The sequence below is a fragment of the Streptomyces broussonetiae genome (assembly GCF_009796285.1).
GTDB lineage: Bacteria > Actinomycetota > Actinomycetes > Streptomycetales > Streptomycetaceae > Streptomyces > Streptomyces broussonetiae.
The window spans coordinates 3,923,182-3,945,133 of record NZ_CP047020.1 but is presented as its reverse complement, the minus strand read 5'-3'; the positions used below and the strand labels follow the sequence as shown (position 1 = coordinate 3,945,133).

Annotated in this window: 22 protein-coding genes; 12 read left to right on the top strand and 10 right to left on the bottom strand. The window is 70.4% G+C overall.

What is annotated here, in order from left to right:
* Positions 1-14 precede the first annotated feature (14 nt).
* Genes GQF42_RS18310 through GQF42_RS18290 form a run of 5 tightly spaced genes read right to left on the bottom strand, consistent with a single transcriptional unit; the run spans position 15 to position 4,215 of the window.
* On the bottom strand, positions 15-971 hold the full coding sequence (locus tag GQF42_RS18310; RefSeq protein WP_158921280.1) for a glycine betaine ABC transporter substrate-binding protein: 957 nt from the start codon (positions 969-971) through the stop codon (positions 15-17).
* Positions 968-1,834, bottom strand: a complete 867-nt coding sequence (locus GQF42_RS18305) for an ABC transporter permease (RefSeq protein ID WP_158921278.1) — start codon at positions 1,832-1,834, stop codon at positions 968-970. Before GQF42_RS18305 ends, GQF42_RS18310 begins: the two co-directional genes overlap by 4 nt.
* Positions 1,831-3,075 (bottom strand): betaine/proline/choline family ABC transporter ATP-binding protein, encoded by a 1,245-nt coding sequence (locus GQF42_RS18300; protein ID WP_158921276.1) that lies wholly within the window; start codon positions 3,073-3,075, stop codon positions 1,831-1,833. The genes GQF42_RS18305 and GQF42_RS18300 overlap by 4 nt, the downstream gene beginning before the upstream one ends.
* Entirely contained in the window at positions 3,068-3,715 is a 648-nt protein-coding gene (locus tag GQF42_RS18295) for an ABC transporter permease (RefSeq protein ID WP_158921274.1), read from the bottom strand. The genes GQF42_RS18300 and GQF42_RS18295 overlap by 8 nt, the downstream gene beginning before the upstream one ends.
* A 20-nt stretch (positions 3,716-3,735) precedes the next feature.
* Complete coding sequence (locus GQF42_RS18290; protein WP_158921272.1) at positions 3,736-4,215, bottom strand: Lrp/AsnC family transcriptional regulator; 480 nt, start codon at positions 4,213-4,215, stop codon at positions 3,736-3,738.
* Between the two features lie 122 nt (positions 4,216-4,337).
* Here GQF42_RS18290 and hppD point away from each other — a divergent pair, with 122 nt between their 5' ends.
* Positions 4,338-5,483: a 4-hydroxyphenylpyruvate dioxygenase gene (gene hppD, locus GQF42_RS18285; RefSeq protein ID WP_158921270.1), complete on the top strand. Its 1,146-nt coding sequence runs from the start codon at positions 4,338-4,340 to the stop codon at positions 5,481-5,483.
* 2 nt (positions 5,484-5,485) lie between these two features.
* On the opposite strand, the gene GQF42_RS18280 is transcribed toward hppD, so the two are convergent.
* Positions 5,486-6,949, bottom strand: coding sequence for a tetratricopeptide repeat protein (locus tag GQF42_RS18280; protein ID WP_158921269.1), 1,464 nt, complete (start codon positions 6,947-6,949; stop codon positions 5,486-5,488).
* Positions 6,950-7,041: 92 nt separating this feature from the next.
* On the opposite strand from GQF42_RS18280, the gene GQF42_RS18275 reads away from it, so the two are divergent.
* The gene (locus tag GQF42_RS18275) at positions 7,042-8,457 is read left to right on the top strand and encodes an FAD-binding oxidoreductase (RefSeq protein ID WP_158921268.1); all 1,416 of its coding nucleotides are present in this window, start codon (positions 7,042-7,044) and stop codon (positions 8,455-8,457) included.
* Positions 8,458-8,486: 29 nt separating this feature from the next.
* Here the strand turns inward: GQF42_RS18275 and GQF42_RS18270 are convergent, their stop codons facing one another.
* Positions 8,487-8,900, bottom strand: coding sequence for an SsgA family sporulation/cell division regulator (locus GQF42_RS18270; protein ID WP_158921267.1), 414 nt, complete (start codon positions 8,898-8,900; stop codon positions 8,487-8,489).
* A gap of 229 nt (positions 8,901-9,129) precedes the next feature.
* Between GQF42_RS18270 and GQF42_RS18265 the strand changes: the two genes are divergently transcribed.
* Positions 9,130-10,728: an RDD family protein gene (locus GQF42_RS18265; protein WP_158921266.1), complete on the top strand. Its 1,599-nt coding sequence runs from the start codon at positions 9,130-9,132 to the stop codon at positions 10,726-10,728.
* Positions 10,729-10,815: 87 nt separating this feature from the next.
* A complete protein-coding gene (locus tag GQF42_RS18260; RefSeq protein ID WP_158921265.1) occupies positions 10,816-11,598 on the top strand; it encodes an RDD family protein in 783 nt (260 codons plus the stop codon).
* Positions 11,599-11,691: 93 nt separating this feature from the next.
* Here GQF42_RS18260 and GQF42_RS18255 read toward each other — a convergent pair whose 3' ends face one another.
* A complete protein-coding gene (locus GQF42_RS18255; RefSeq protein WP_158921264.1) occupies positions 11,692-11,931 on the bottom strand; it encodes a hypothetical protein in 240 nt (79 codons plus the stop codon).
* A 269-nt stretch (positions 11,932-12,200) separates the two neighbouring features.
* On the opposite strand from GQF42_RS18255, the gene GQF42_RS18250 reads away from it, so the two are divergent.
* Both GQF42_RS18250 and GQF42_RS18245 read left to right on the top strand, forming a co-directional pair.
* A complete protein-coding gene (locus tag GQF42_RS18250; protein ID WP_158921263.1) occupies positions 12,201-14,564 on the top strand; it encodes an immune inhibitor A domain-containing protein in 2,364 nt (787 codons plus the stop codon).
* A 121-nt stretch (positions 14,565-14,685) separates the two neighbouring features.
* Positions 14,686-15,006 carry a hypothetical protein gene (locus GQF42_RS18245; protein WP_158921262.1) on the top strand — a complete coding sequence of 107 codons (321 nt, stop codon included), beginning with the start codon at positions 14,686-14,688 and terminating at the stop codon, positions 15,004-15,006.
* A gap of 3 nt (positions 15,007-15,009) precedes the next feature.
* Here the strand turns inward: GQF42_RS18245 and GQF42_RS18240 are convergent, their stop codons facing one another.
* Both GQF42_RS18240 and GQF42_RS18235 read right to left on the bottom strand, forming a co-directional pair.
* The gene (locus GQF42_RS18240; protein ID WP_158921261.1) at positions 15,010-15,603 is read right to left on the bottom strand and encodes a nicotinamidase; all 594 of its coding nucleotides are present in this window, start codon (positions 15,601-15,603) and stop codon (positions 15,010-15,012) included.
* A gap of 67 nt (positions 15,604-15,670) precedes the next feature.
* Positions 15,671-17,077: a nicotinate phosphoribosyltransferase gene (locus tag GQF42_RS18235; RefSeq protein WP_233273378.1), complete on the bottom strand. Its 1,407-nt coding sequence runs from the start codon at positions 17,075-17,077 to the stop codon at positions 15,671-15,673.
* A gap of 57 nt (positions 17,078-17,134) precedes the next feature.
* Here GQF42_RS18235 and clpS point away from each other — a divergent pair, with 57 nt between their 5' ends.
* The 6 genes from clpS to GQF42_RS18205 all read left to right on the top strand — a co-directional run bounded on the left by clpS (position 17,135) and on the right by GQF42_RS18205 (position 21,821).
* Positions 17,135-17,452: an ATP-dependent Clp protease adapter ClpS gene (gene clpS / locus GQF42_RS18230; protein WP_158921259.1), complete on the top strand. Its 318-nt coding sequence runs from the start codon at positions 17,135-17,137 to the stop codon at positions 17,450-17,452.
* A 13-nt stretch (positions 17,453-17,465) separates the two neighbouring features.
* A complete protein-coding gene (locus tag GQF42_RS18225) occupies positions 17,466-18,071 on the top strand; it encodes a DUF2017 domain-containing protein (RefSeq protein WP_158921257.1) in 606 nt (201 codons plus the stop codon).
* A 343-nt stretch (positions 18,072-18,414) separates the two neighbouring features.
* A complete protein-coding gene (locus GQF42_RS18220) occupies positions 18,415-19,845 on the top strand; it encodes an amino acid permease (RefSeq protein ID WP_158921255.1) in 1,431 nt (476 codons plus the stop codon).
* Between the two features lie 145 nt (positions 19,846-19,990).
* On the top strand, positions 19,991-20,413 hold the full coding sequence (locus GQF42_RS18215; protein WP_158921253.1) for a Mov34/MPN/PAD-1 family protein: 423 nt from the start codon (positions 19,991-19,993) through the stop codon (positions 20,411-20,413).
* Between the two features lie 162 nt (positions 20,414-20,575).
* Positions 20,576-20,854, top strand: coding sequence for a MoaD/ThiS family protein (locus GQF42_RS18210; RefSeq protein WP_158921251.1), 279 nt, complete (start codon positions 20,576-20,578; stop codon positions 20,852-20,854).
* Positions 20,855-20,870: 16 nt separating this feature from the next.
* Positions 20,871-21,821 (top strand): PLP-dependent cysteine synthase family protein, encoded by a 951-nt coding sequence (locus GQF42_RS18205; RefSeq protein WP_158921249.1) that lies wholly within the window; start codon positions 20,871-20,873, stop codon positions 21,819-21,821.
* Positions 21,822-21,952: the final 131 nt, after the last annotated feature.

The window sequence follows — 21,952 nt, the reverse complement described above, 5'->3', positions numbered from 1 at the left end:
TGCGCACGAAGCCGCTACTTCACGAACCCCTGCTGCTTCATCCAGTCCAGCGCCACCTGGTGCGGGTCCTGGCCCTCCACGTCCACCTTGGCGTTCAGGGTCTGCGCCACCGAGTTGTCCAGCCTCTTCGTGACCGGCTCGATGACGCTCGCGATGGCGGGCCACTTCTCCAGGACCTTGGTGTTGATCACCGGTGAGGCGTTGTAGTTGGGGAAGAACTTCCGGTCGTCCGTCGTCACCGCCAGGTTCATCGACCTGATGCGTCCGTCGGTGGTGAACACCTCGCCGTAGGTGCACTTCCCCTTGGCCACCTGGGTGTAGATGATCCCGGTGTCCATCTGCGTGACGTTGCCCGCCGGGATCCTCATCCCGTACGCCTTCTCCAGGCCGGGCAGTCCGTCCGCGCGGTTGGCGAACTCGCTCTCCACGCACAGGGTGACCGCGCCGGGGTCCTTCGCGGCGAGCGCGGCCACCTGCGAGAGGGTCTTCGTGCCGTACTTCCTGAAGTTGGCCTGGTTCATGGCCAGGGCGTAGGTGTTGTTCAGCCGTGCGGGCGGCAGCCAGGTCAGTCCGTTCTTCAGGTCGGCACGGCGCACCGCCGCCCACTGCTTCTGCGGGTCGGGGATCGGCTCGCTGTTGCCGAGGTAGGTGATCCAGGCGGTGCCCGTGTACTCGTACTGCGCGTCCGCCGTCCCGTTCCTGACCGCCTCCCGTGAGCCGATCGACCCCTGGATGCCGGTGCGGTCCAGCACGTCCGCGCCGGCCGCCTGGAAGGCGATCCCCATGATCGCGCCGAGGATCAGCTGCTCGGTGAACTCCTTGGAGGTGACGGTGAGATGGGCCCCCCTGAGCGGTTCGCCCGCGCCGACCGAGCCGGGCCGCACGTCGTCGGCCATCGGGGAGCCGCTGGTCAGCCCGCAGCCGGCGGCCAGCACCAGCCCCGCCAGTGCCAGGCACGCACCGCGTCTCATGTGCCCACCTCCAGGCCGCGTGGCCGCAGCAGCACCTCGGCGAGCGAGGCCAGCCAGTCCACCAGCAGGGCGAGCGCCACGGTGAGGACCGAGCCCAGCACCAGCACCGGCATGCGCTGGGTGGTGATGCCGGTGGTGATCAGCACGCCCAGACCGCCGCCCCCGCCGAAGGTCGCCAGGGCGGCCGTACCGACGTTGAGGACCAGGGCGGTACGGACACCCGCGAGGATCAGCGGGACGGCGAGCGGGAGTTCGACCCGGGACAGCACGCCGAGCGGGGACATGCCGATGCCCCGGGCCGCCTCCAGCAGTGTCGGGTCGTTGGCCTTCAGGCCGGCGATGGTGTTGGACAGGACCGGCAGGATCGCGTAGATGATGATGCCGATCAGCGCGGCCTTCGTGCCGGTGCCGAGCCAGATCACCAGCAGGGCCAGCAGGCCGATCGCCGGGGTCGCCTGGCCCATGTTGGCGAAGGCCATGGCCACTGGAGTGGCCCTGCGAAAGGCGCGCCGGGTGAGCACGATGCCCAGCGGGATGGCGATGATCAGCACGAAGAAGGTGGAGATCACCGTCAGTTCCACGTGCTGCCACAGTGCCTTGGAGACCTGCCCGCCGGACAGCGCGTTCTTCGAGATCGTGTCCAGGTGCGCCTGCCGGAACCACAGCCAGGTCGCCAGCAGTACGGCGATGAGGAACACGGGCAGGAACGTCAGCCGCTGCCAGGTCACCCGGCGGCCCTGCGACGGCTGCCGCGGGGACGGGGCCGCCTGCTCGGCCTCGCCCTCGTCGCGGAAGGCGAGCCCCTTGACCTCGTGCTCGCCCTCGGGGCGCCCACCGGACGAAGCGCCGGACGGCGTACTCATGCTTTCGTCACCCCTCCAGGACCCTCCTGCTCCCGATGGGTCTGCTCGGCACGCGTCTCCTCCAGCTCGTGCTGGGCCTCCATGGCCTCCAGCCGGTCGGCCTCCAGCAGTTCGTGCACGGAGTTCATCAGGGTCTCCATGTCGACCACGCCGATGTACTCGCCGCGCCGCCCGGTCACCGCGACCCGGCCCGCGTTGTCCGTGAGCACGGCCTCCAGCGCGTCGCGCAGGGTGCCGTCCCGGGTCACCGTGTCGTGCACGAGCGTGCCGGCGCGGGCCAGCGAGCCCTTGGCCCGCATCAGGTCGCCGCGCCGCAGCCACTTGTAGGGCCGCCGGCGCCGGTCGAGCAGCAGGATCTCGTTGGTGCCGCTGGAGCGCAGATGCCCGAAGATCTGCTGGAGCGGGGTGTCCACGGTCACCGTCGGGTAGTCCCGCATCTCCACGTCCCGCACCCGGGTCAGGTTCAGCCGCTTGAGGGCCGCGCCCGCGCCGACGAAACCGGAGACGAAGTCGTCGGCCGGGTTGGTGAGGATCGCCTCCGGGGTGTCGAACTGGGCGATGTGCGAGCGTTCGCGCAGCACCGCGATCCGGTCGCCGAGCTTGATCGCCTCGTCGAAGTCGTGGGTGACGAACACGATCGTCTTGTGCAGTTCGTGCTGGAGCCTGATCAGCTCGTCCTGGAGATGGTCGCGGGTGATCGGGTCGACCGCGCCGAACGGCTCGTCCATGAGGAGGACCGGGGGGTCGGCCGCGAGCGCCCGTGCCACGCCCACGCGTTGCTGCTGACCGCCGGAGAGCTGGCGCGGATAGCGGCCGTGGAACTCGCCCGGGTCGAGCCCGACGAGGTCGAGCAGCTCCTCGACCCGGTCCTTGATCCGCTTCTTCGGCCAGCCGACCATCCTCGGCACGAGCGCGATGTTCTGGGCGACGGTCATGTGCGGGAAGAGACCGGCCGACTGGATGGCGTACCCGACCTTGCGGCGCAGCTTCACCGGGTCGATGTCGGTGACGTCCTCGCCGCCGATCCGGATGCGGCCACCGGTCGGCTCGATCAGCCGGTTGATCATCTTGAGCGTGGTGGACTTTCCGCAGCCGGACGGGCCCACGAAGACGACCGTCTCGCCCGCCTTGATCTCCATGCTCACGTCGTCCACGGCCGGCTGTGCACTGCCCGGATAGCGCTTGGTCAGGTTCTCCAGCTCGATGGACGCGCCGTGTGCGGTCGTCGTCGTCTCAGCCACGGATCCCCCTCGGAATGGTCAGCCGCCCGATCAGGACGTATGCGGCATCGAACAGGAGCGCGAGGATGATGATCCCGAGGGTGCCCGCGAGCACCTGGTTCAGCGCGTTCTTGCTGCCCAGGGAGGCGAGCCCGCGGAAGATCTCGTTGCCGAGCCCGGGGCCGGAGGCGTACGCGGCGATCGCGGCGATGCCCATCAGCATCTGCGTGGAGACCCGGATCCCGGTCAGGATCGGCGGCCAGGCCAGTGGCAGCTCCACCCGCACGAGCCGCATCGCCCGGGACATGCCGATGCCCCGGGCCGCGTCCACCAGCGTCGGGTCCACGCCGCGCAGGCCCACGATCGCGTTGCGCACGATCGGCAGCAGCCCGTACAGCGTCAGCGCGATCACCGTGGGCGGCACGCCCAGCCCCACGACCGGGATGAGCAGACCGATCAGGGCGAGCGAGGGGATCGTGAGGATGGTGGAGGTCGTGGTGGTGGCGAGGTTGCCCGCCCAGTCGGAACGGTAGGCGGCGACCGCGATCAGCACCCCGATGACGGTCGCCAGCACCATGCACTGGAAGACCGCGCTGGCATGCTGATAGGTGTCCGTGAGCAGCTGCTGGTGACGATTGCCCAGGTACTCCCAGAAGTTCACCGGCGCTCACCCCAGACAGGTCACGTCCCTTCGCTGTCCCGGGCGGCCTGTTCCACCAGCGGGATGATCCGCAGCGGAACGGGGTTCTCCATGACGATCGCCGTGGAGGCCCGGACGATGCCATCAAAGCCGACGACCCGGTCGATCACCCGTTGAAGATCCTCGTTCGAGCGGGCCACCAGCCGGCACAGCATGTCCCCGCTGCCGGTGGTGGTCAGCAGCTCCAACACCTCCGGCACGCCCGCCAAGTGGGCCCGGACGTCCGGCCCTTGGCCCTGCCGGATCTGCAGCGTGGCGAAGGCCGTCACCGGGTATCCGAGGGCCGCCGGATCCACCTGCGGGCCGAATCCGCGGATGACTCCATTCGACTGAAGCCGGTCGAGCCGCGCCTGCACCGTCCCGCGCGCCACACCGAGCCGCCGGGACATCTCCAGCACCCCGATGCGCGGCTCCTCGGCGAGCAGCACGATGATCCGCCCGTCCAGCCGGTCGAACGCCATTCGAGCCTCCCAAGTGGTCATCCTGTACAGAAAGTCCGCCGAGTCTGACGTACCACTGAGCAGATTGCCCTGCTAATACGCAAACTATTGCGCACCTTGCAGAGCGGGGTCACGCTTCCGCCATGACGCAGACCACAGACCACACTCCCGACACCGCCCGGCAGGCCGATCCCTTCCCGGTCAAGGGAATGGACGCGGTCGTCTTCGCCGTGGGCAACGCCAAGCAGGCGGCGCACTACTACTCCACCGCCTTCGGCATGCAGCTGGTCGCCTACTCCGGACCGGAGAACGGCAGCCGCGAGACCGCCAGTTACGTGCTCGAGAACGGCTCCGCCCGCTTCGTGTTCACCTCGGTGATCAAGCCCGGCACCGACTGGGGCCGCTTCCTCGAGCGGCACGTGTCCGAGCACGGCGACGGCGTCATCGACCTGGCCATCGAGGTCCCGGACGCCCGTGCCGCGCACGCCTACGCCGTCGAGCACGGTGCCCGCTCGATCACCGAGCCGTACGAGGTCAAGGACGAGCACGGCACCGTCGTCCTCGCCGCCATCGCCACCTACGGAGAGACCCGCCACACCCTGGTCGAGCGCTCCGGCTACGACGGCCCCTACCTGCCCGGCTACGTCGCCGCCCGGCCGATGGTCGAGCAGCCCGCCCGGCGCACCTTCCAGGCCATCGACCACTGCGTGGGCAACGTCGAACTCGGCAAGATGGACGAGTGGGTGGCCTTCTACAACAGGGTCATGGGCTTCACGAACATGAAGGAGTTCGTGGGCGACGACATCGCCACCGAGTACAGCGCGCTGATGTCGAAGGTCGTTGCGGACGGCACCCTGAAGGTCAAGTTCCCGCTCAACGAGCCCGCGATCGCCAAGAAGAAGTCCCAGATCGACGAGTACCTGGAGTTCTACGGCGGCCCCGGCGTCCAGCACATCGCGCTGAACACCAACGACATCGTGGAGACGGTGCGCACCATGCGCGCGGCCGGCGTCGAGTTCCTCAACACCCCCGACTCCTACTACGACACCCTCGGCGAGTGGGTCGGCGACACCCGCGTGCCCGTCGAGACCCTGCGCGAGCTGAAGATCCTCGCCGACCGCGACGAGGACGGCTACCTCCTGCAGATCTTCACCAAGCCGGTCCAGGACCGCCCGACCGTCTTCTTCGAGATCATCGAGCGGCACGGCTCCATGGGCTTCGGCAAGGGCAACTTCAAGGCCCTGTTCGAGGCCATCGAGCGCGAGCAGGAGAAGCGGGGCAACCTGTAGGCCTACGGGGTGTCGTCGGGCGGCGGCTCGTCGGGTACGCCGCCCAGTTCCCGCAACGCCGCGCGGGCCAGTGGCACGCGCAGCGGCGAGAAGTACGGGTTGATCCGCAGCGCCTCCTGGAGATGCCGGCGGGCCGGGGCGTCCAGCTCCAGCTCCTGCTCGATCAGCCCCCGGTGGAAGACGTACAGCGCGCTGAGCACCCCGCCGCCCTTCTGCCTGTCCGTCGCGGCCGAGGCGTACCCAAGCGCCTGCCTGTCGTCGCCGGCGCGGTGCAGCGCCCAGCCGAGGGCATCGGCCACCTCGGTCCCCGGCTGGCGCTGCCACTCCGCCCACAGCCGTGCCACGGCCTCGTCTGCGTCCGCGTGGTCCGTCTCGTACTGCCCGAGCAGCAGTTCCTCGTCGACCCCGGCCGCCATCTGCTTGTCCACCAGCGCCCGCAGCTGCCCGTACTGGGCCCGCGCCTCGCGGGGCATGCCCCGCGCCTCGTACAACTCGCCCAGCTCGTAGGCGATGCGGGGGCTCGGCTGCTGGGCGAGGGCGGCCCGGTACGCGGCGAACGCCTCGCGCGTACGGCCCAGCGCGGCCAGCGTCCGCCCCGTCCCGGCCAGTACCGCCCCCTGGCCGGGAACGAGCCGGGAGGACGCCTCGAAGTGCCGCAGCGCGTCCGGCAGGTCCCCGCGCTCGAAGGCGAGCTGCCCGAGCCCGGCCAGATACCCGGCCTGCGCGACCGGGGTGCCGGCGGCGGCCGCCGCGTCGGTCAGCTGGGCCACCGCGTCCTCGCGCCAGCCGCGGTCCCGGTACACCGCCGAGGCGTGCGCCATCACCGCAGGCCGCGCCGCGGCATCCAGGCGCAGCGCCAGCAGCTTGTCCAGCGAGGTCTGGACCGCCTTGTAGTCACCGAGTCCGGTGTAGGCGTCGATCAGCGGCGGGTACGCCGTCCACTGCTTCGGCGCCGCCCGCAGTACCTGCTCGCCGTACCGCTTGGCCGTGGGAAAGTCCCGGCGCGCGAGCGCGAGGGCGGTCAGCCCGGCGTACGCCTCGGTGTTCTTGGCATCTCCCGTCTTCAGGGACGTCCCCAGGGCCCGCTCGGCCCGCGGGAAGTCCGCCGGGTCGGCCGTCCGGCTGCCCCGTTGCGCATACGCCTCGCCCAGCACCGCCCACGCCCGCGCGTCCCGGGGCCGGGTGTGCACCCGCCGCTCCTGCTGTGCGATGAGTGCCGTCAGCTGGGACGGCGCGGCCGGCGTCCCCGAGGCCAGCGCCGCCAGTGCCTGGGCCTGCGGACCGGCGACGGGCGGCCGTACCACCGCGTGCTGCGGCTGTTCCGTCGGCAGCATCATCAGTACGGCGCCCGCGAGGACACCGCCCGCCAGCGCGGCCGGCAGCACCCGGCGCGACCGCCGTCGGCGGCGCGGCGCGCACGGCTCGGCCGGCCGGAACCCACCCGGCGCGGTCGTTCGGTTGTCCATGGCCCTCACTGTGCGTCAGGGCGCCGGACACGCCGGGGCGGCCCAGGCCGGGCAGGTGCGGGGTTCACACCGATGGCCGCGAGTGTCACGCTGTGATCATGAGCCGTATCGAAGCGCCCCGCTCCGACAACACCGCAGAGACGAGCAGTCTCACCGACCGGCTCCTGGCCGGCCTGCCCGCCGAGGCCGTCCTGACCGACCCCGACGTCACCGCGTCCTACGCCAACGACATGGCGAGCTTCTGCCCGGCCGGCGCCCCCGCCGTGGTCGTGCTGCCGCGCACCGTCGAACAGGTCCGGCACGTCATGCGCACGGCCACCGCACTACGCGTCCCCGTCGTCCCGCAGGGCGCCCGCAGCGGCCTGTCCGGCGGCGCCAACGCCGTCGACGGCTGCATCGTGCTGTCCCTGACCAGGATGGACCGCATCCTGGAGATCAGTACCGTCGACCGGATCGCCGTGGTCGAGCCGGGCGTGATCAACGCGACCCTGTCCCGCGCGGTCGAGGAACACGGCCTGTACTACCCGCCGGACCCCTCCAGCTGGGAGATGTGCACCATCGGCGGCAACATCGGCACGGCCTCCGGCGGCCTGTGCTGTGTGAAGTACGGCGTGACCGCCGAGTACGTCCTCGGCCTGGACGTCGTCCTCGCCGACGGCCGTGTGATGTCCACGGGCCGCCGCACGGCCAAGGGCGTGGCGGGCTACGACCTCACCCGGCTCTTCGTCGGTTCCGAGGGCTCTTTGGGCATCGTCGTCCGCGCGGTCCTCGCCCTCAGGCCCAAGCCGCCGCAGCAGCTGGTGCTGGCCGCCGAGTTCCCCTCCGCCGCGGCGGCCTGCGACGCCGTCTGCCGGATCATGGAGGGCGGACACGTCCCCTCCCTCCTCGAACTGATGGACCGTACGACCGTCAAGGCGGTCAACGACCTCGCCCACATGGGTCTGCCGGAGACCACCGAGGCGCTGCTGCTGGCCGCCTTCGACACCCCGGACCCGGCCGCCGACCTCGCCGCCGTCGGCGCCCTGTGCGCGGCCGCCGGTGCCACCGAGGTCGTCCCGGCGGAGGACGCGGCCGAGTCCGAGCTGCTGCTCAAGGCCCGGCGGCTCTCGCTGACCGCGCTGGAGGCGGTCAAGGGCACGACGATGATCGACGACGTGTGCGTACCCCGCTCCCGGCTGGGCGCGATGCTCGAGGGCGTCGAACGGATCGCCGCCGCGTACGACCTGACCATCGGGGTGTGCGCCCACGCCGGCGACGGCAACACCCACCCGACCGTCTGCTTCGACGCCCAGGACGAGGACGAGTCCCGGCGGGCCCGGGAGTCCTTCGACGAGATCATGGCCCTCGGCCTCGAGCTGGGCGGCACCATCACCGGCGAACACGGCGTCGGCGTACTGAAGAAGGAGTGGCTGGCCCGGGAGATCGGCCCGGTCGGGGTCGAGATGCAGCGGGCCGTGAAGCAGGCCTTCGACCCGCTGGGCATCCTCAACCCGGGCAAGGTGCTCTGAGCCCGTTGCACGGCGGCCGGTACGGCGGCTCACCGGGCGAGCAACTGGTCGAGGGCGTCGTCGATGCCCAGCTGCGCGCCCTCCGTGCCCGGCGGCACCGCCGTCAGCGTCCGTTCCAGCCAGGCCGACACCTGCGGGATCGGCGCCTCCAGCAGCGCGTCGCCGTCCGGCGAGCTGAGCGCGACCAGGACGACACTGCGCCCGTCGACCTTCGTCGGCCACACCCGCACGTCCCCGTGCCCGCACGGCCGGAACACCCCCTCCACCAGCAGGTCGCGGGCGAACGTCCAGTTGACGGGGGATTCTGAGTTGATGTGGAAGGCGATGTGGACGGCGTACGGGTCGTCGGAGCGGTAGCTGAGCCGGGCCGGGACCGGGATGCTGCGCTCCGGCGACAGGACGAGCCGCAGCTCCAGCTCCCGCTCCACCACGGTGTAATGCATGACGTCGCCTCTCTCTCGGGGGCCGCTCGCAGTGGGCCCGCACCGGGAGAGAGCGAGCGGGTGCGGGAGCATTACGCGGGTTCGGAGAATTTTTTCGCGCAGCTGTGGAAGCCCGGTACGGCGTCGCCCGGAAAGGGGTGGGTCCGGCAGGACTGGCGGTGCGGGACGTCCCGGTCTGATAGATGTGGAGGCCCCCATCCCACCCCCGAGCAGATACGGGACGACGGACATGAGCGCCCCAACCCCGGCCCCAGGTGACGACAGGCCCCGCGAGGGCTACTACCCGGACCCGTCCATCCCCGGCTACGTCCGGTACTGGAACGGCGCCTCCTGGGTGCCCGGCACCAGCCGCCCGGCGCCCAAGGACGGCGAACCGCTCATCCCGCCGCCCGGCGTCCGTCCGGCGACCCCCGCCGCTGCGGCGCCGTCGGCGGTGGAGGAGACGGGCCCCTACTTCTTCGACGAGGATCCGCAGCCCTCGCCCTCCGGGCCGGGCACGGCCGCACCGGGCGGCCCGTACACCGGGCAGGCGGGCACCGGCGGCGACGGGCGTACCGCCTGGGGCGTCGATCCGAGGGTGCCCGCGGCGCGGCCGGGCGGCCAGGGCGCACACACCGACGGCACGCCGACCGCGACGCCTCCGTCGGCCGAGGAGGCCGCCGCGGACCCGGGCGGCACGTTCATCTTCCGCCGCCCGGTCCCGGGTCCCGCGGCCGTCACCGACGAGGGCACGATGACGTTCCGCCCGGTACCGGGCCAGGGCCGGCCGGGTGGACCGCCGTCGGCCGCAGGACCGCAGGACGCCGGGGCACGCTCCGGTTTCGGGCCGCACGACCCGGCCCAGGGCCAGGGCTTCGGCGCGCACGCCTCCGGGTCGGGAGCGGGGACGGGCGGACCGGGCGCGGCCGGGCCGGGCGCCGGACCCGCCGGTGCCCCCGCGACGCCTGGCGGCTTCGGGCCGCAGGGCCCCGTGGGCGCCCCCAACCCGCACTCCGCCGCGGCTCCTTCGGCCCCGCAGGCGCCCTCCCCGGCCGCCGGGCCCGGTTTCGGCGCGGGCAAGGCCGCAGCCGCGCGTGCCGCAGCCGCGCAGACACCCCCGGCCGTCGCGCAGGCCCCCGCGCCCCACGCGGCTGCCCCCGCCCAGCCCGCGCCGGCTCCCGCCGCGCCCTCCGTACCTGCGCAGGGCGGTGCCCCCGGCACCCCGCTGACCAGCGGGCCCGGTGGCGGTCAGGCGTCCTGGGCGCAGCAGGTGCACCAGCTGGCCGGCGGCGGGGACGAGCAGCCCGTGGCGCCGTGGAAGCCGCCGGTGGAGGACGTCTTCCAGGCCGCCGCCCGGCGGCAGGCCGCCGCCCGGCCCGCCGGACTCGGCAAGCGGTTCGCCGCCCGGCTGATCGACACCCTGATCGTGGTCCTGGTGACGGCCGCCGTCGGGGTGCCCCTGGTGCTGCGGGCCGCCGACCACATCCAGCAGAAGATCGACGCGGCCAGGCTGTCCGGCCGTGAGGTCACCGTCTGGCTGCTCGACGGCACGACCGCCACCAGCCTCGGCATCGTGCTCGCCGTCCTGCTGCTGGTCGGCGTCGGCTACGAGGTGCTGCCGACCGCCAAGTGGGGCCGGACCCTGGGCAAGAGGCTGCTGGGTCTGGAGGTGCGGGACATCGAGGCGCACGAGCCGCCCACCTTCGGCCGCGCGCTGCGCCGCTGGCTGGTCTACAGCGTGCCCGGACTGCTCGGCATCGGGATCCTCGGTGTGCTGTGGTGCCTGTTCGACCGGCCCTGGCACCAGTGCTGGCACGACAAGGCGGCGCACACCTTCGTCGCGGGCTGACGCAACCGGCCTCGGATACGGCCGTGGGCTACTCCGTACGGCCGCCCGCCGGGTGCGGAGCCGGGGTGTTCGCGGTCCACTCGGGCCATGAGCAGCGAACCGCCCCCCGGCTCCGGAGAGCAGCCCCCCGAGGACGACCCGTTCAGGAAGCGGCCCCCGTCGGACCAGGGGGCGGGCTCGCCGTACGACACCCCGTCCGGCGGCGGCGAGCAGCAGCCTCCACCGCCGGGTGGCGGGCAGCAGCCGCCTGCGTGGGGAGGGCAGCAGCCACCTCCGCACGGGGGTGAGCAACCGCCCCCGCACGGCTGGGCGCAGCCGCCCCCCTACGGTGGTGCCCAGCCTCCTCCCTACGGTGGTGGTCCCTACGGTGGTGGTCCCTACGGTTCAGGTGCCGGCGGTTACCCCGCGGACCCGCTGGCCGGTATGCCCCCGCTGGCCGACAGCGGTCGGCGGACGCTCGCGCGGATCGTCGACATGATCCTCGTCGGCATCGTCGTGTGGCTGCTCACCTGGGCGTTCGGAGTGCGCGAGTACTCCGTCAACGGCGATCACGTGGAGGTCGGCAAGTCGGTGGGGCAGTCCTTCATCGCGGCCGTGCTGTACGTCGCCTACGACACCTTCCTGATCGCCAAGAACGGGCAGACCCTCGGCAAGCAGTGGCTCGGCATGCGGGTGGCGAACCTGGACGACGGTGCCACCCCCTCGGTGCAGACCACGCTGATCCGTTCGCTGGTGCTGTGGGTGCCGTTCGCCTTCTGCTGTGCCTGCGTCTGGACGGCGATCTGCGGCGGCTGGAGTTTCTTCGACCGGCCCTACAAGCAGGGCCTGCACGACAAGGCGGCCAAGACGGTGGTGGTCAGCACCCGTTGAGCACTCCTTCGAGTACCCGTCGAGCGAGGACGGTGCACACGAAGGCGGCGGGCCCGTGGGATGTCACGGGCCCGCCGCCTTCGTGTGCACCGCTCACAGCGACACCGGCTCCTCCTGGGGCGCGGGCTCGGTGGATTCGGCCGGTGCCAGGGCCGCGCGGGCCTTGGGCAGCGGCACCGTCATCGCCACGAGCAGCCCGAGGGCCAGCGCCGCGAGCGCGATGACGGTGATCCCGAGGCCCGAACTCGTCTGGGACAGCAGCAGCATGGCGAGTGTCGAGAAGATCACGGTGCACGAACCGTAGGCGAGCTGTGCGGCAGTCGGACGAGGCATGGCAATCGTGTCCTCGGAAGTCGTCGGGGGATCGGGGGTGCCTTCGACTCTCTTCGCGTGCATGCCCGAGCCCGGCACCTGGTAAGCGTGACCTAACCCACGTTGTCGGTGCACAGGGGGGCGCACGGGGGGCACGGCATCCGTAAAGCGCAGGTCGGCTCTGCCTAGTCCAATTGACCGGAGCAAGTCAAGATCTGTCTTTTCTTCTAAACCTCTAGTCAAATTACGTCACTTGACATGCGTCGAACAGGCGCAGGGGAGGAACTCAAGTGACCAGCAGATCCTGGACGTTCAGAGCGGCCGCGATCGGCGTGACGCTGGCGGCGGCCTCCGCCACGTTCGCCACCTTCGCCGTCGCACAGGCCGCCACCCGGCCGGCCGGCTCCGCCGTCGCCGACCGGCACGACCCGGCTCCGGTGCAGCAGAAGGCGCACGACCTAGACGGCCCGCTCAGCAAGACCCGGCGGGCCCAGCGCCAGGAGGCCCTGAACCAGCTCATCGCGGGCAAGGTCAAGGCCCAGGAGCGGGGCGGCTCGAAGGTCGTCCAGCTCAAGAGCCGCAAGGGCGACGGCAAGTACGTCGAGCTGAGCCGCGAGAAGACCGACAAGATCTTCACGATCCTGGTGGAGTTCGGGGACCGGACCGACCCCAAGTACGGCGGCACGGCGGGCCCGCTGCACAACACGATCGCCGCGCCGGACCGTACGAAGGACAACTCGACGGCCTGGCAGGCGGATTACAACCGGAAGCACTACCAGGACCTCTACTTCGGCACCGGCAAGAAGTCCGAGTCGCTGAAGAAGTACTACGAGAAGCAGTCCTCGGGCCGCTACTCGGTCGACGGCGAGGTCTCCGACTGGGTCAAGGTCCCCTACAACGAGGCCCGTTACGGCAACAACGCCTGTGGCTCCACCAACTGCCCGAGCGTGTGGAACGTGGTCAGCGACGGCCTGAACGCCTGGGTCGCGCGAGCGAAGGCGGCCGGCAAGTCGGACGCCGACATCAAGAAGGACCTCGCCCAGTACGACCAGTGGGACCGCTACGACTACGACGGCGACGGCAACTTCAACGAGCCCGACGGCTATGTCGACCACTTCCAGATCGTGCACGCCGGTGAGGACGAGTCCGCGGGCGGCGGCGCGCAGGGCAAGGACGCGATCTGGGCCCACCGCTGGTACGCCTTCGGCACCGACGCCGGCGCCACCGGCCCGGCGGGCAACAAGCTCGGCGGCGCCCAGGTCGGCGACACCGGCATCTGGGTCGGCGACTACACCATCCAGCCGGAGAACGGCGGCCTCGGCGTCTTCGCCCACGAGTACGGCCACGACCTCGGCCTGCCGGACGAGTACGACACCGCCGGCGGCGACAACTCCACCGGCTTCTGGACCCTGATGTCCTCCGGCTCCTGGCTCGGCACCGGCAAGGAGTCCATCGGTGACCTGCCCGGCGACCTGAACGCCTGGGACAAGCTCCAGCTGGGCTGGCTGAACTACGACACCGCCAAGGCGGGCGTCTCCTCCTGGCATAAGCTGGGGTACGCCGAGTACAACACCAAGTACCGCCAGGCGGTGGTCGTCTCGCTGCCGGACAAGGCGGTCAGGACCGAGATCGTCACCCCGGCGCAGGGCGCCTTCCACTGGTGGAGCGGCAGCGGCGACAACCTCAAGAACACGCTGACCCGTTCGGTCGACCTGACCGGCAGGTCCTCGGCCACGCTCGGCCTGGACGGCTGGTACGACATCGAGAACGGCTACGACTACCTCTACACCGAGGTGTCGACCGACGGCGGCGCCAACTGGACCGCCCTGGACGGCACGGTGGACGGCCAGGCCCTGCCGCGCGACGGCTCCGGCAAGCCGGCCCTGACCGGCACGGTCGACGGCTACAAGAAGCTGTCGTACTCGCTCGACGCCTACACGGGCAAGAAGATCGACCTCCGCTTCCGCTACCAGACCGACGGCGGGGTGGCGCAGAAGGGCTTCGCGGCCGACGAGATCACGCTGACGGCGGACGGTACGGCGCTGTTCTCCGACAACGCCGAGTCGGCGGACGCCGGTTGGACCGCCGCGGGCTTCTCGCGCATCGGCGCGTCCTTCACCAAGGACTACAAGCAGTACTACCTCGCCGAGAACCGCCAGTACGTGTCGTACGACAAGACCCTCAGGGTCGGCCCGTACAACTTCGGCTACCTGAACACGAGCCGGCCGGACTGGGTGGAGCACTACCCGTACCAGAACGGCCTGTTGATCTGGAAGTGGGACACCTCCCAGGCGGACAACAACACCAACGCGAACGCCCACCCGGGCACCGGTCTGATCCTCCCGGTCGACGCCCACCCGAAGGCGCTGCGCTGGTCCGACGGCACGCTGCTGCGCAACCGCATGCAGGCCTACGACTCCACCTTCACGCTGGAGCCGACGGACGCGATCACGCTGCACCAGGCAGGTGTCGCCACCAAGATCAAGTCGCAGAAGGGGGTGCCGGTCTTCAACGATCACACCAGCACCTACTACGACCCGGCGAACCCGACCGGCGGTGTCAAGGTCACTGACACCAACACCAGGATAAAGATCACCAAGCAGGCCGGGAACGGCTCGACGATCGAGCTGGAAGTGGGCCCTGCGGTGAAGTAGTCGGCATTTTCCCAGGTCAGAAGCGTATCGGCGGCAAACCCTTGGCGGGTTGCCGCCGATCGTGTTTAGGTGCGTCATGTGGACCGCTTATTGACACCGACCGAAACGGGGATGTGACGGCATGGCCGCTGGAGGCTTTAGCAAGCTGCCGAACGGCACGGTCGTGGTGGCGCTGAATCTGCCCTACGGCTCCGCCGCGGTGCGGGTACTGGTGCATGCCCAGAACCGCGCCCGAGCCCTGACCAGGCTGCGCAATCTGGGGTTGCGCGCGATCTACCTCCGGGGGAACGCCGCGCCTCCGACCCCGGACGAGATCACGGCGGTGCTGCACCATCCGGACGGTCTGATATGGCGCACGGCCCCGGCCGACAACGGTGTCATGGTGAACGAGCTGTGGCACCCGATCAGGGCACTTCTTCGCAGGTCGGCGGTGGTCCAGTAGGACTCAGCCGCTGACCACCGGCTTGCCCGTCAGCTCCACGCCCGCCTCCCGCATCTCCTCCAGCGCGCTCTCGGTCGTCTGCGAGGAGACGCCTGCCGTGAGGTCCAGCAGCACCTGGGTGCGAAAGCCCTCCCGCACGGCGTCCAGGGCGGTGGCCCGTACGCAGTGGTCGGTCGCTATGCCGACCACGTCGACCTCGTCGATCCGGCGGTCGCGGAGCCAGTCGGCCAGCGACACGCCGTTCTCGTCCGCGCCCTCGAAACCGCTGTAGGCCGCCGAGTACGCCCCCTTGTCGAAGACCGCGTCGACCGCGCCGGAGGCGACGGCCGGGGCGAAGTTCGGGTGGAAGCCGACACCCTCCGTACCCGCCACGCAGTGCGCGGGCCAGGAGCGGACGAAGTCGGGGTTGTCGGCGAAGTGGCCGCCGGGGGCGATGTGGTGGTCGCGGGTGGCGACCACGTGCCGGTACCCCGTCCCGGCGGCCTGGCCGATCAGCTCCGTGACGGCGGCGGCGACATCGGCGCCGCCGGACACCGCGAGGCTGCCCCCCTCGCAGAAGTCGTTCTGCACGTCTACGACGATCAAGGCGCGGCGCATGGCGGGTGTCCTTCGGTGGGGGTACCCCCGGGCCCGCAGAGCCCGGGGGAGGGCTAATCAACTGAGCCTAGAGACTTCCCGGCCCGGGCGGGAGGGGGCGCTCGAGGCTCTGGACGGCGGACCCGTTCTCGCCACCCGGGCGCTCGGTGACGTACTCCGTCGCGAGCACGGGTTCCCCCCGGGAGAGCTGGGTGGCGGAGAGGGGGAGATTCGCGCGGGCGGCGATGTGGCGGTCCCGGGGGACGTCCAGCGGCTCGCGGGTGAGCACGTCCCCGCCCTTGACCAGCTCGACCAGCAGTTGCCGGTCGGCCAGCGCGGGCGGCACCGGCCCGGTGCCGACGATCTCGGCCTCGGCGATTCCGTCCTCGTCCAGCCGGCGGGCCGCCCACTTGCGGCCCCCGAGGGAGGTCTTGCCGCCGCTGGACTTCTTCGCGACCGGCACCAGCGGCGCCCCGGGGTCGCCGGACTCGGCGCGGGCGACCAGCTTGTAGACCATGGAGCAGGTCGGGTGCCCGGAGCCGGTGACCAGCTGGGTGCCGACGCCGTACGCGTCCACGGGAGCCGCGGCGAGCGAGGCGATGGCGTACTCGTCCAGGTCGGACGTCACGACGATCTTCGTGTTCGTCGCGCCCAGCTCGTCCAGCTGCTGGCGCACCCGGTGCGCGACGAGCAGCAGGTCGCCGGAGTCGATGCGGACCGCGCCCAGCTCGGGGCCGGCCACCTCCACCGCCGTACGGACGGCCTCGGCGACGTCGTAGGTGTCCACGAGCAGGGTGGTGCCCCGGCCGAGGGTGTCGACCTGGGCCCGGAAGGCGTCCCGCTCGCGGTCGTGGAGCAGGGTGAAGGCGTGGGCCGAGGTGCCGACCGTGGGGATGCCGTAGCGGAAGCCCGCCGCCAGGTCGGACGTGGTCGCGAAACCGCCGACGTACGCCGCCCGGGCCGCGGCCACCGCCGCCAGCTCGTGGGTGCGGCGGGCGCCCATCTCGATCAGCGGACGGTCCCCGGCGGCGGAGGCCATCCGGGAGGCGGCCGCGGCGATCGCGGAGTCGTGGTTGAGGATGGAGAGGATCACCGTCTCCAGCAGTACGCACTCGGCGAAGGTGCCCTCGACGCGCATGATCGGCGAGCCGGGGAAGTACACCTCTCCCTCGGGGTAGCCCCAGATGTCACCACTGAAGCGGTAGTCGGCGAGCCACTCGAGGGTCTCCTCGTCGACGATCTTCCGCTCGCGCAGGAAGCCGAGGACGTCCGCGTCGAAGCGGAAGTTCTCCACCGCGTCCAGGACGCGCCCGGTGCCCGCCACCACGCCGTAGCGGCGCCCGTGCGGCAGCCGCCGGGTGAAGACCTCGAACACGCTCCGCCGTTCGGCCGTACCGGCCTTGAGCGCCGCCCGGAGCATCGTCAGCTCGTACTGGTCCGTGAAGAGCGCTGTCGAGGGAACATCCACCGGCAGCCCAAGGTCCGCTGTGTTCATGGCAACCGATGGTACCCCCATTTCGTCAGTGTGACGATTTTCGCTGAGCGTGGCAGCATGGGCACTGTGACGTCACCCGCGCCCGTAGAGATCGAACGCACCGAGTCGGCGGAGGAGGTCTTCGCCGTACCCGAGCCCGACGTCCCCTGGGTCACCATCGTGCACAACGACCCGGTCAACCTCATGAGCTATGTGACGTACGTCTTCCAGTCGTACTTCGGCTACTCCAAGGACAAGGCCACCAAGCTCATGCTCGACGTCCACCACAAGGGCCGGGCGGTCGTCTCCAGCGGGAGCCGCGAGGAGATGGAGCGCGACGTGCAGGCGATGCACGGCTACGGACTGTGGGCCACCCTGCAGCAGGACCGGAAGTAGCGAACCCATTTCGATGCCTGGACATTTCGAACCGCTTCCCGGCGGCGGCGCAGCCGTCGCACTCGACGACGTCGAGATCTCCATCATCCGGTCGCTGGCCGTCCAGCTCCTGGAACTGATCGGCCCGGGCCCGGGCGCGGAGGCCCCCGAGGACCCGCTCGCCGAGCTGTTCGCGGAAGGGCCCAGCGAGCCGCCCGCCGATCCGGTGCTCAGAAGGCTCTTCCCGGACGCCTACAGCGATCCGGAGCAGGCCCCCGCCTCGCCCGCCGAGGCCGATGAGCAGCGGGCCCACTCCGCCGAGTTCCGCCGCTACACCGAGAACGACCTGCGCGCCGGCAAGCGGGAGAACGCGCTCGCCGTGATCCGCACGCTCGACGCGCTCGCCCCGGTGGACGAGGGCGGCGCGGTGCTCAAGCTGGCGCCGGGGGAGTCGAAGCAGTGGCTCAGCGCCCTGAACGACCTGCGGCTCGCGATCGGTGCCCGGCTGGAGATCACCGACGAGGACGACACCGACCTGCTCTACCGGCTCCCGGACGAGGATCCGCGCAAGCCGATGGTGATGGCGTATCTGTGGCTGGGCGGGCTGCAGGAGACCCTGGTGACCACCCTGATGCCGTAGCTGCGGGCCTTGGCGCACCGGTTTTTTGCGGTGTACGAGTGTTCGCTCAGCGGACGCTCAAATCCGGATAACGATCCTGTCACCATTGCGGCCGGTTTTGCCGCATTTGGGCGTTCTTTGTCCTCTTTTCCCTGTGTGATGCGCCACAGCTCACCCCTGTGATCAGTATTGCGGCCGTGATAAATCTTCACGACCGCCCGGCGAACACCACCCATGTTCGGCCGGGTGCGCCACCGAGCCGACGACCGTCGGCCAGGCACAGCTCCATCAATCCGGGGGGATCGAAACCCGATCCGAGGCCGACGAAGGGTCGCGGTTCGGCATGGAGAAAGGCGCACCACACATGACCTCAGCGCAGGTCGATCAGCATCGCGACGGCAATGAGGCCGTGCGGGACGGCGAGGGCGGCGAGGGGTATCAGCGCGGGCTCGGGGCCCGGCAGATCCAGATGATCGCCATCGGCGGTGCCATCGGCACCGGCCTCTTCCTCGGCGCGGGCAAGGGCATCTCCAAGGCCGGCCCCAGCCTGATCCTGGCGTACGCGGTCGCGGGTCTGGTCATCTTCCTGATCATGCGGGCGCTCGGCGAACTGCTGATGTACCGCCCGGTGTCGGGTTCGTTCTCGGAGTACGCGCGCGAGTTCATCGGCCCCTTCGCGGGCTTCGTCACCGGCTGGACGTACTGGCTGTTCTGGGTGGTCACCGGCATCACCGAGGTCACGGCCGCGGCCGCCTACATGACGTACTGGTTCGACATCCCGCAGTGGGTCTCGGCCCTGATCTTCACGATCGTGCTGTACGCCGCCAACCTGATCTCCGTGAAGCTCTTCGGTGAGCTGGAGTTCTGGTTCTCCATGGTCAAGGTCACCGCCATCATCGGCATGATCCTCATCTGCGTCGGCATTCTGACCGTCGGCTTCTCCGACGCGGGCAAGACCGCCTCGGTCAGCCACCTGTGGAACGACGGCGGCTTCTTCCCGCACGGCGTCGGCAGCACCCTGATGACCCTGCAGATGGTCATGTTCGCCTTCCTCGCCGTCGAACTGGTCGGAGTGACCGCGGGCGAGTCCAAGGACCCCAAGAAGGTGCTGCCGAAGGCGATCAACACGGTGCCGTGGCGCATCGCCGTCTTCTACGTCGGCGCGCTGATCATGATCCTGTCGGTCGTGCCGTGGACCGAGTTCCACCCGGGCGTGAGCCCCTTCGTGGCCGCCTTCCAGAAGATGGGCCTGTCCGTCGGCGCCGGCATCGTGAACTTCGTCGTCCTGACGGCCGCGCTGTCCTCCTGCAACTCCGGCATGTACTCCACCGGCCGCATGCTGCGCGACCTGGCCCAGAACGGCCAGGGACCCAAGGTGTTCACCAAGCTGACACCCAGTGGTACCCCGCTCGTCGGCACCACGTTCTCCGCCGCGCTGATGCTCGTCGGCGTCTGGATCAACTACCAGTGGCCGGGCAAGGCGTTCGACTACGTGGTGTCCTTCGCGACCATCTCGGGCATGTGGGCCTGGATCGTCATCCTGGTCTGCCAGATCCGCTACCGGATGAAGGCCGACCGGGGCGAGCTGCCGCAGAGCGAGTTCCGTGCACCGGGCGCGCCGTACACGAGCGTCTTCGCGCTGCTGTTCATCCTCATGGTGATCGTGCTCATGGGCATCGACAAGGACGCCCGGGTCTCGCTGTACTGTGCCCCCCTGTGGGCCGTGATCCTCGGCGTCTCCTACTGGGGGCTCAAGCGCCGCAACCCGGAGGCCGCGGCCTTCGCCAAGCGCTGACACCCCCTGCGGACGCCCCGCAAGGACGTCCGCCGCCGGGAGCACTCGTGGCGCCCCCGGCGGCTGCCGCTCAGGACGTCCATCATGTGGGCCGCCCCGTACCACACCTCGGTACGGGGCGGCCCCACTGCTTATCCTTGCCGGCATGCTGACCATCACCCAGGCCCTGTACGACCAGATCGTCGCCCACGCGCGCGAGGACCACCCCGACGAGGCGTGCGGCGTGGTCGCCGGCCCGGTGGGCGCCGGCCGCCCCGAGCGGTTCATCCCGATGCTGAACGCGGCCCGCTCGCCCACCTTCTACGAGTTCGACTCGCAGGACCTGCTCAAGCTCTACCGCGAGCTGGACGACCGCGACGAGGAGCCGGTGATCATCTACCACTCCCACACCGCGACCGAGGCCCACCCCTCGCGCACCGACATCTCCTACGCCAACGAGCCCGGCGCGCACTACGTCCTCGTGTCCACCGCCGACACCGACGGCCTCGGTGACTTCCAGTTCCGTTCGTTCCGGATCGTGGACGGAGAGGTCACGGAAGAGGAGGTCAAAGTCGTGCAGGCCTACTGATCTCGGACTGTGGTCGAAATTGGTCCGGCATATGGGATCACACTCCGGGCCGGGGACCGGGAATCGATACGATGAGCCCATGGTTCTGACGGTGGTGCTCGCCCTCAGCTGACGCACCGAGCCCGCTGCCCCGACGACGCCTTACGACAGGAGCCCGCCACCATGGCCATCGAGGTCCGCATCCCGACCATCCTCCGCACGTACACCAACGGTGAGAAGGCGGTGGAGGGCAGCGGTGACACCCTCGCCAAGCTGTTCGCCGATCTCGAGACGCGGCACGCGGGCATCCAGGCCCGCATCGTGGAGGACGGCAAGCTGCGCCGGTTCGTCAACGTGTACCTGAACGACGAGGACGTCCGCTTCGTCGACGGCATCGACACCAAGCTGTCCGACGGCGACACCGTCACGATCCTGCCGGCGGTCGCCGGCGGCATGCGCTAAGGCTCGCTGACCACTGATGCGCTACGACTCGCCGCTGGCCGCGGTGGGCAACACCCCTCTGGTGCGCCTGCCGCGGCTATCGCCGTCTTCCGACGTCCGTATCTGGGCCAAGCTGGAGGACCGCAACCCCACCGGCTCGGTCAAGGACCGTCCGGCCCTGCACATGATCGAGCAGGCGGAGAAGGACGGCCGGCTCACCCCGGGCTGCACGATCCTGGAGCCGACCTCCGGCAACACCGGTATCTCGCTGGCCATGGCGGCCAAGCTCAAGGGCTACCGCATGGTGTGCGTGATGCCGGAGAACACCTCGCAGGAGCGCCGCGACCTGCTCGGCATGTGGGGTGCGCAGATCATCTCCTCGCCGGCCGCGGGCGGCTCCAACACCGCCGTGCGGGTGGCCAAGGAACTGGCCGCGGAGCACCCCGACTGGGTGATGCTGTACCAGTACGGCAACCCGGACAACGCCGGCGCCCACTATGCGACCACGGGCCCGGAGATCCTCGCCGACCTCCCCTCCGTCACCCACTTCGTGGCGGGCCTCGGCACCACCGGCACCCTGATGGGGGTCGGCCGCTACCTGCGCGAGCACCGGCCGGGCATCCAGATCGTCGCCGCCGAACCGCGCTACGACGACCTGGTGTACGGCCTCAGGAACCTCGACGAGGGCTTCGTCCCGGAGCTGTACGACGCCTCCGTGCTGACCACCCGCTTCTCGGTCGGCTCGGCCGACGCGGTCACCCGCACCCGTGAACTCCTCCAGCAGGAGGGCATCTTCGCGGGCGTCTCCACCGGCGCCGCCCTGCATGCGGCGATCGGCGTGGGCAACAAGGCGGTCAAGGCGGGGGAGTCCGCCGACATCGTCTTCGTCGTCGCCGACGGCGGCTGGAAGTACCTGTCCACCGGTGTCTACACGGCGGCCACCACCGAAGAGGCCATCGAGACGCTGCAGGGCCAGCTCTGGGCCTGAGCAGGCCGGTCCGCTTCTCGAGCGGGCCTGTGCCAGGGCCCGAATCGCCTCAAGCACGCCTTAGCCCCCTCCTATGAGGGGGCTAAGCCATTCCTACGGCAAGGCAAAGAAATGCGTCCGGCACTGCCCGT

Excerpts from the sequence above, each read along its gene's own strand:
- GQF42_RS18310 (WP_158921280.1), bottom strand. The coding sequence starts at position 971 with ATGAGACGCGGTGCGTGCCTGGCACTGGCGGGGCTGGTGCTGGCCGCC.
- GQF42_RS18270 (WP_158921267.1), bottom strand. The coding sequence starts at position 8,900 with ATGCATTACACCGTGGTGGAGCGGGAGCTGGAGCTGCGGCTCGTCCTG.
- GQF42_RS18205 (WP_158921249.1), top strand. The coding sequence starts at position 20,871 with ATGCGCTACGACTCGCCGCTGGCCGCGGTGGGCAACACCCCTCTGGTG.
- GQF42_RS18265 (WP_158921266.1), top strand. The coding sequence starts at position 9,130 with ATGAGCGCCCCAACCCCGGCCCCAGGTGACGACAGGCCCCGCGAGGGC.
- GQF42_RS18255 (WP_158921264.1), bottom strand. The coding sequence starts at position 11,931 with ATGCCTCGTCCGACTGCCGCACAGCTCGCCTACGGTTCGTGCACCGTG.
- GQF42_RS18290 (WP_158921272.1), bottom strand. The coding sequence starts at position 4,215 with ATGGCGTTCGACCGGCTGGACGGGCGGATCATCGTGCTGCTCGCCGAG.
- GQF42_RS18210 (WP_158921251.1), top strand. The coding sequence starts at position 20,576 with ATGGCCATCGAGGTCCGCATCCCGACCATCCTCCGCACGTACACCAAC.
- GQF42_RS18245 (WP_158921262.1), top strand. The coding sequence starts at position 14,686 with ATGGCCGCTGGAGGCTTTAGCAAGCTGCCGAACGGCACGGTCGTGGTG.
- GQF42_RS18305 (WP_158921278.1), bottom strand. The coding sequence starts at position 1,834 with ATGAGTACGCCGTCCGGCGCTTCGTCCGGTGGGCGCCCCGAGGGCGAG.
- GQF42_RS18225 (WP_158921257.1), top strand. The coding sequence starts at position 17,466 with ATGCCTGGACATTTCGAACCGCTTCCCGGCGGCGGCGCAGCCGTCGCA.
- clpS (WP_158921259.1), top strand. The coding sequence starts at position 17,135 with ATGGGCACTGTGACGTCACCCGCGCCCGTAGAGATCGAACGCACCGAG.
- GQF42_RS18235 (WP_233273378.1), bottom strand. The coding sequence starts at position 17,077 with ATGAACACAGCGGACCTTGGGCTGCCGGTGGATGTTCCCTCGACAGCG.
- GQF42_RS18215 (WP_158921253.1), top strand. The coding sequence starts at position 19,991 with ATGCTGACCATCACCCAGGCCCTGTACGACCAGATCGTCGCCCACGCG.
- GQF42_RS18240 (WP_158921261.1), bottom strand. The coding sequence starts at position 15,603 with ATGCGCCGCGCCTTGATCGTCGTAGACGTGCAGAACGACTTCTGCGAG.
- GQF42_RS18260 (WP_158921265.1), top strand. The coding sequence starts at position 10,816 with ATGAGCAGCGAACCGCCCCCCGGCTCCGGAGAGCAGCCCCCCGAGGAC.
- hppD (WP_158921270.1), top strand. The coding sequence starts at position 4,338 with ATGACGCAGACCACAGACCACACTCCCGACACCGCCCGGCAGGCCGAT.
- GQF42_RS18280 (WP_158921269.1), bottom strand. The coding sequence starts at position 6,949 with ATGGACAACCGAACGACCGCGCCGGGTGGGTTCCGGCCGGCCGAGCCG.
- GQF42_RS18220 (WP_158921255.1), top strand. The coding sequence starts at position 18,415 with ATGACCTCAGCGCAGGTCGATCAGCATCGCGACGGCAATGAGGCCGTG.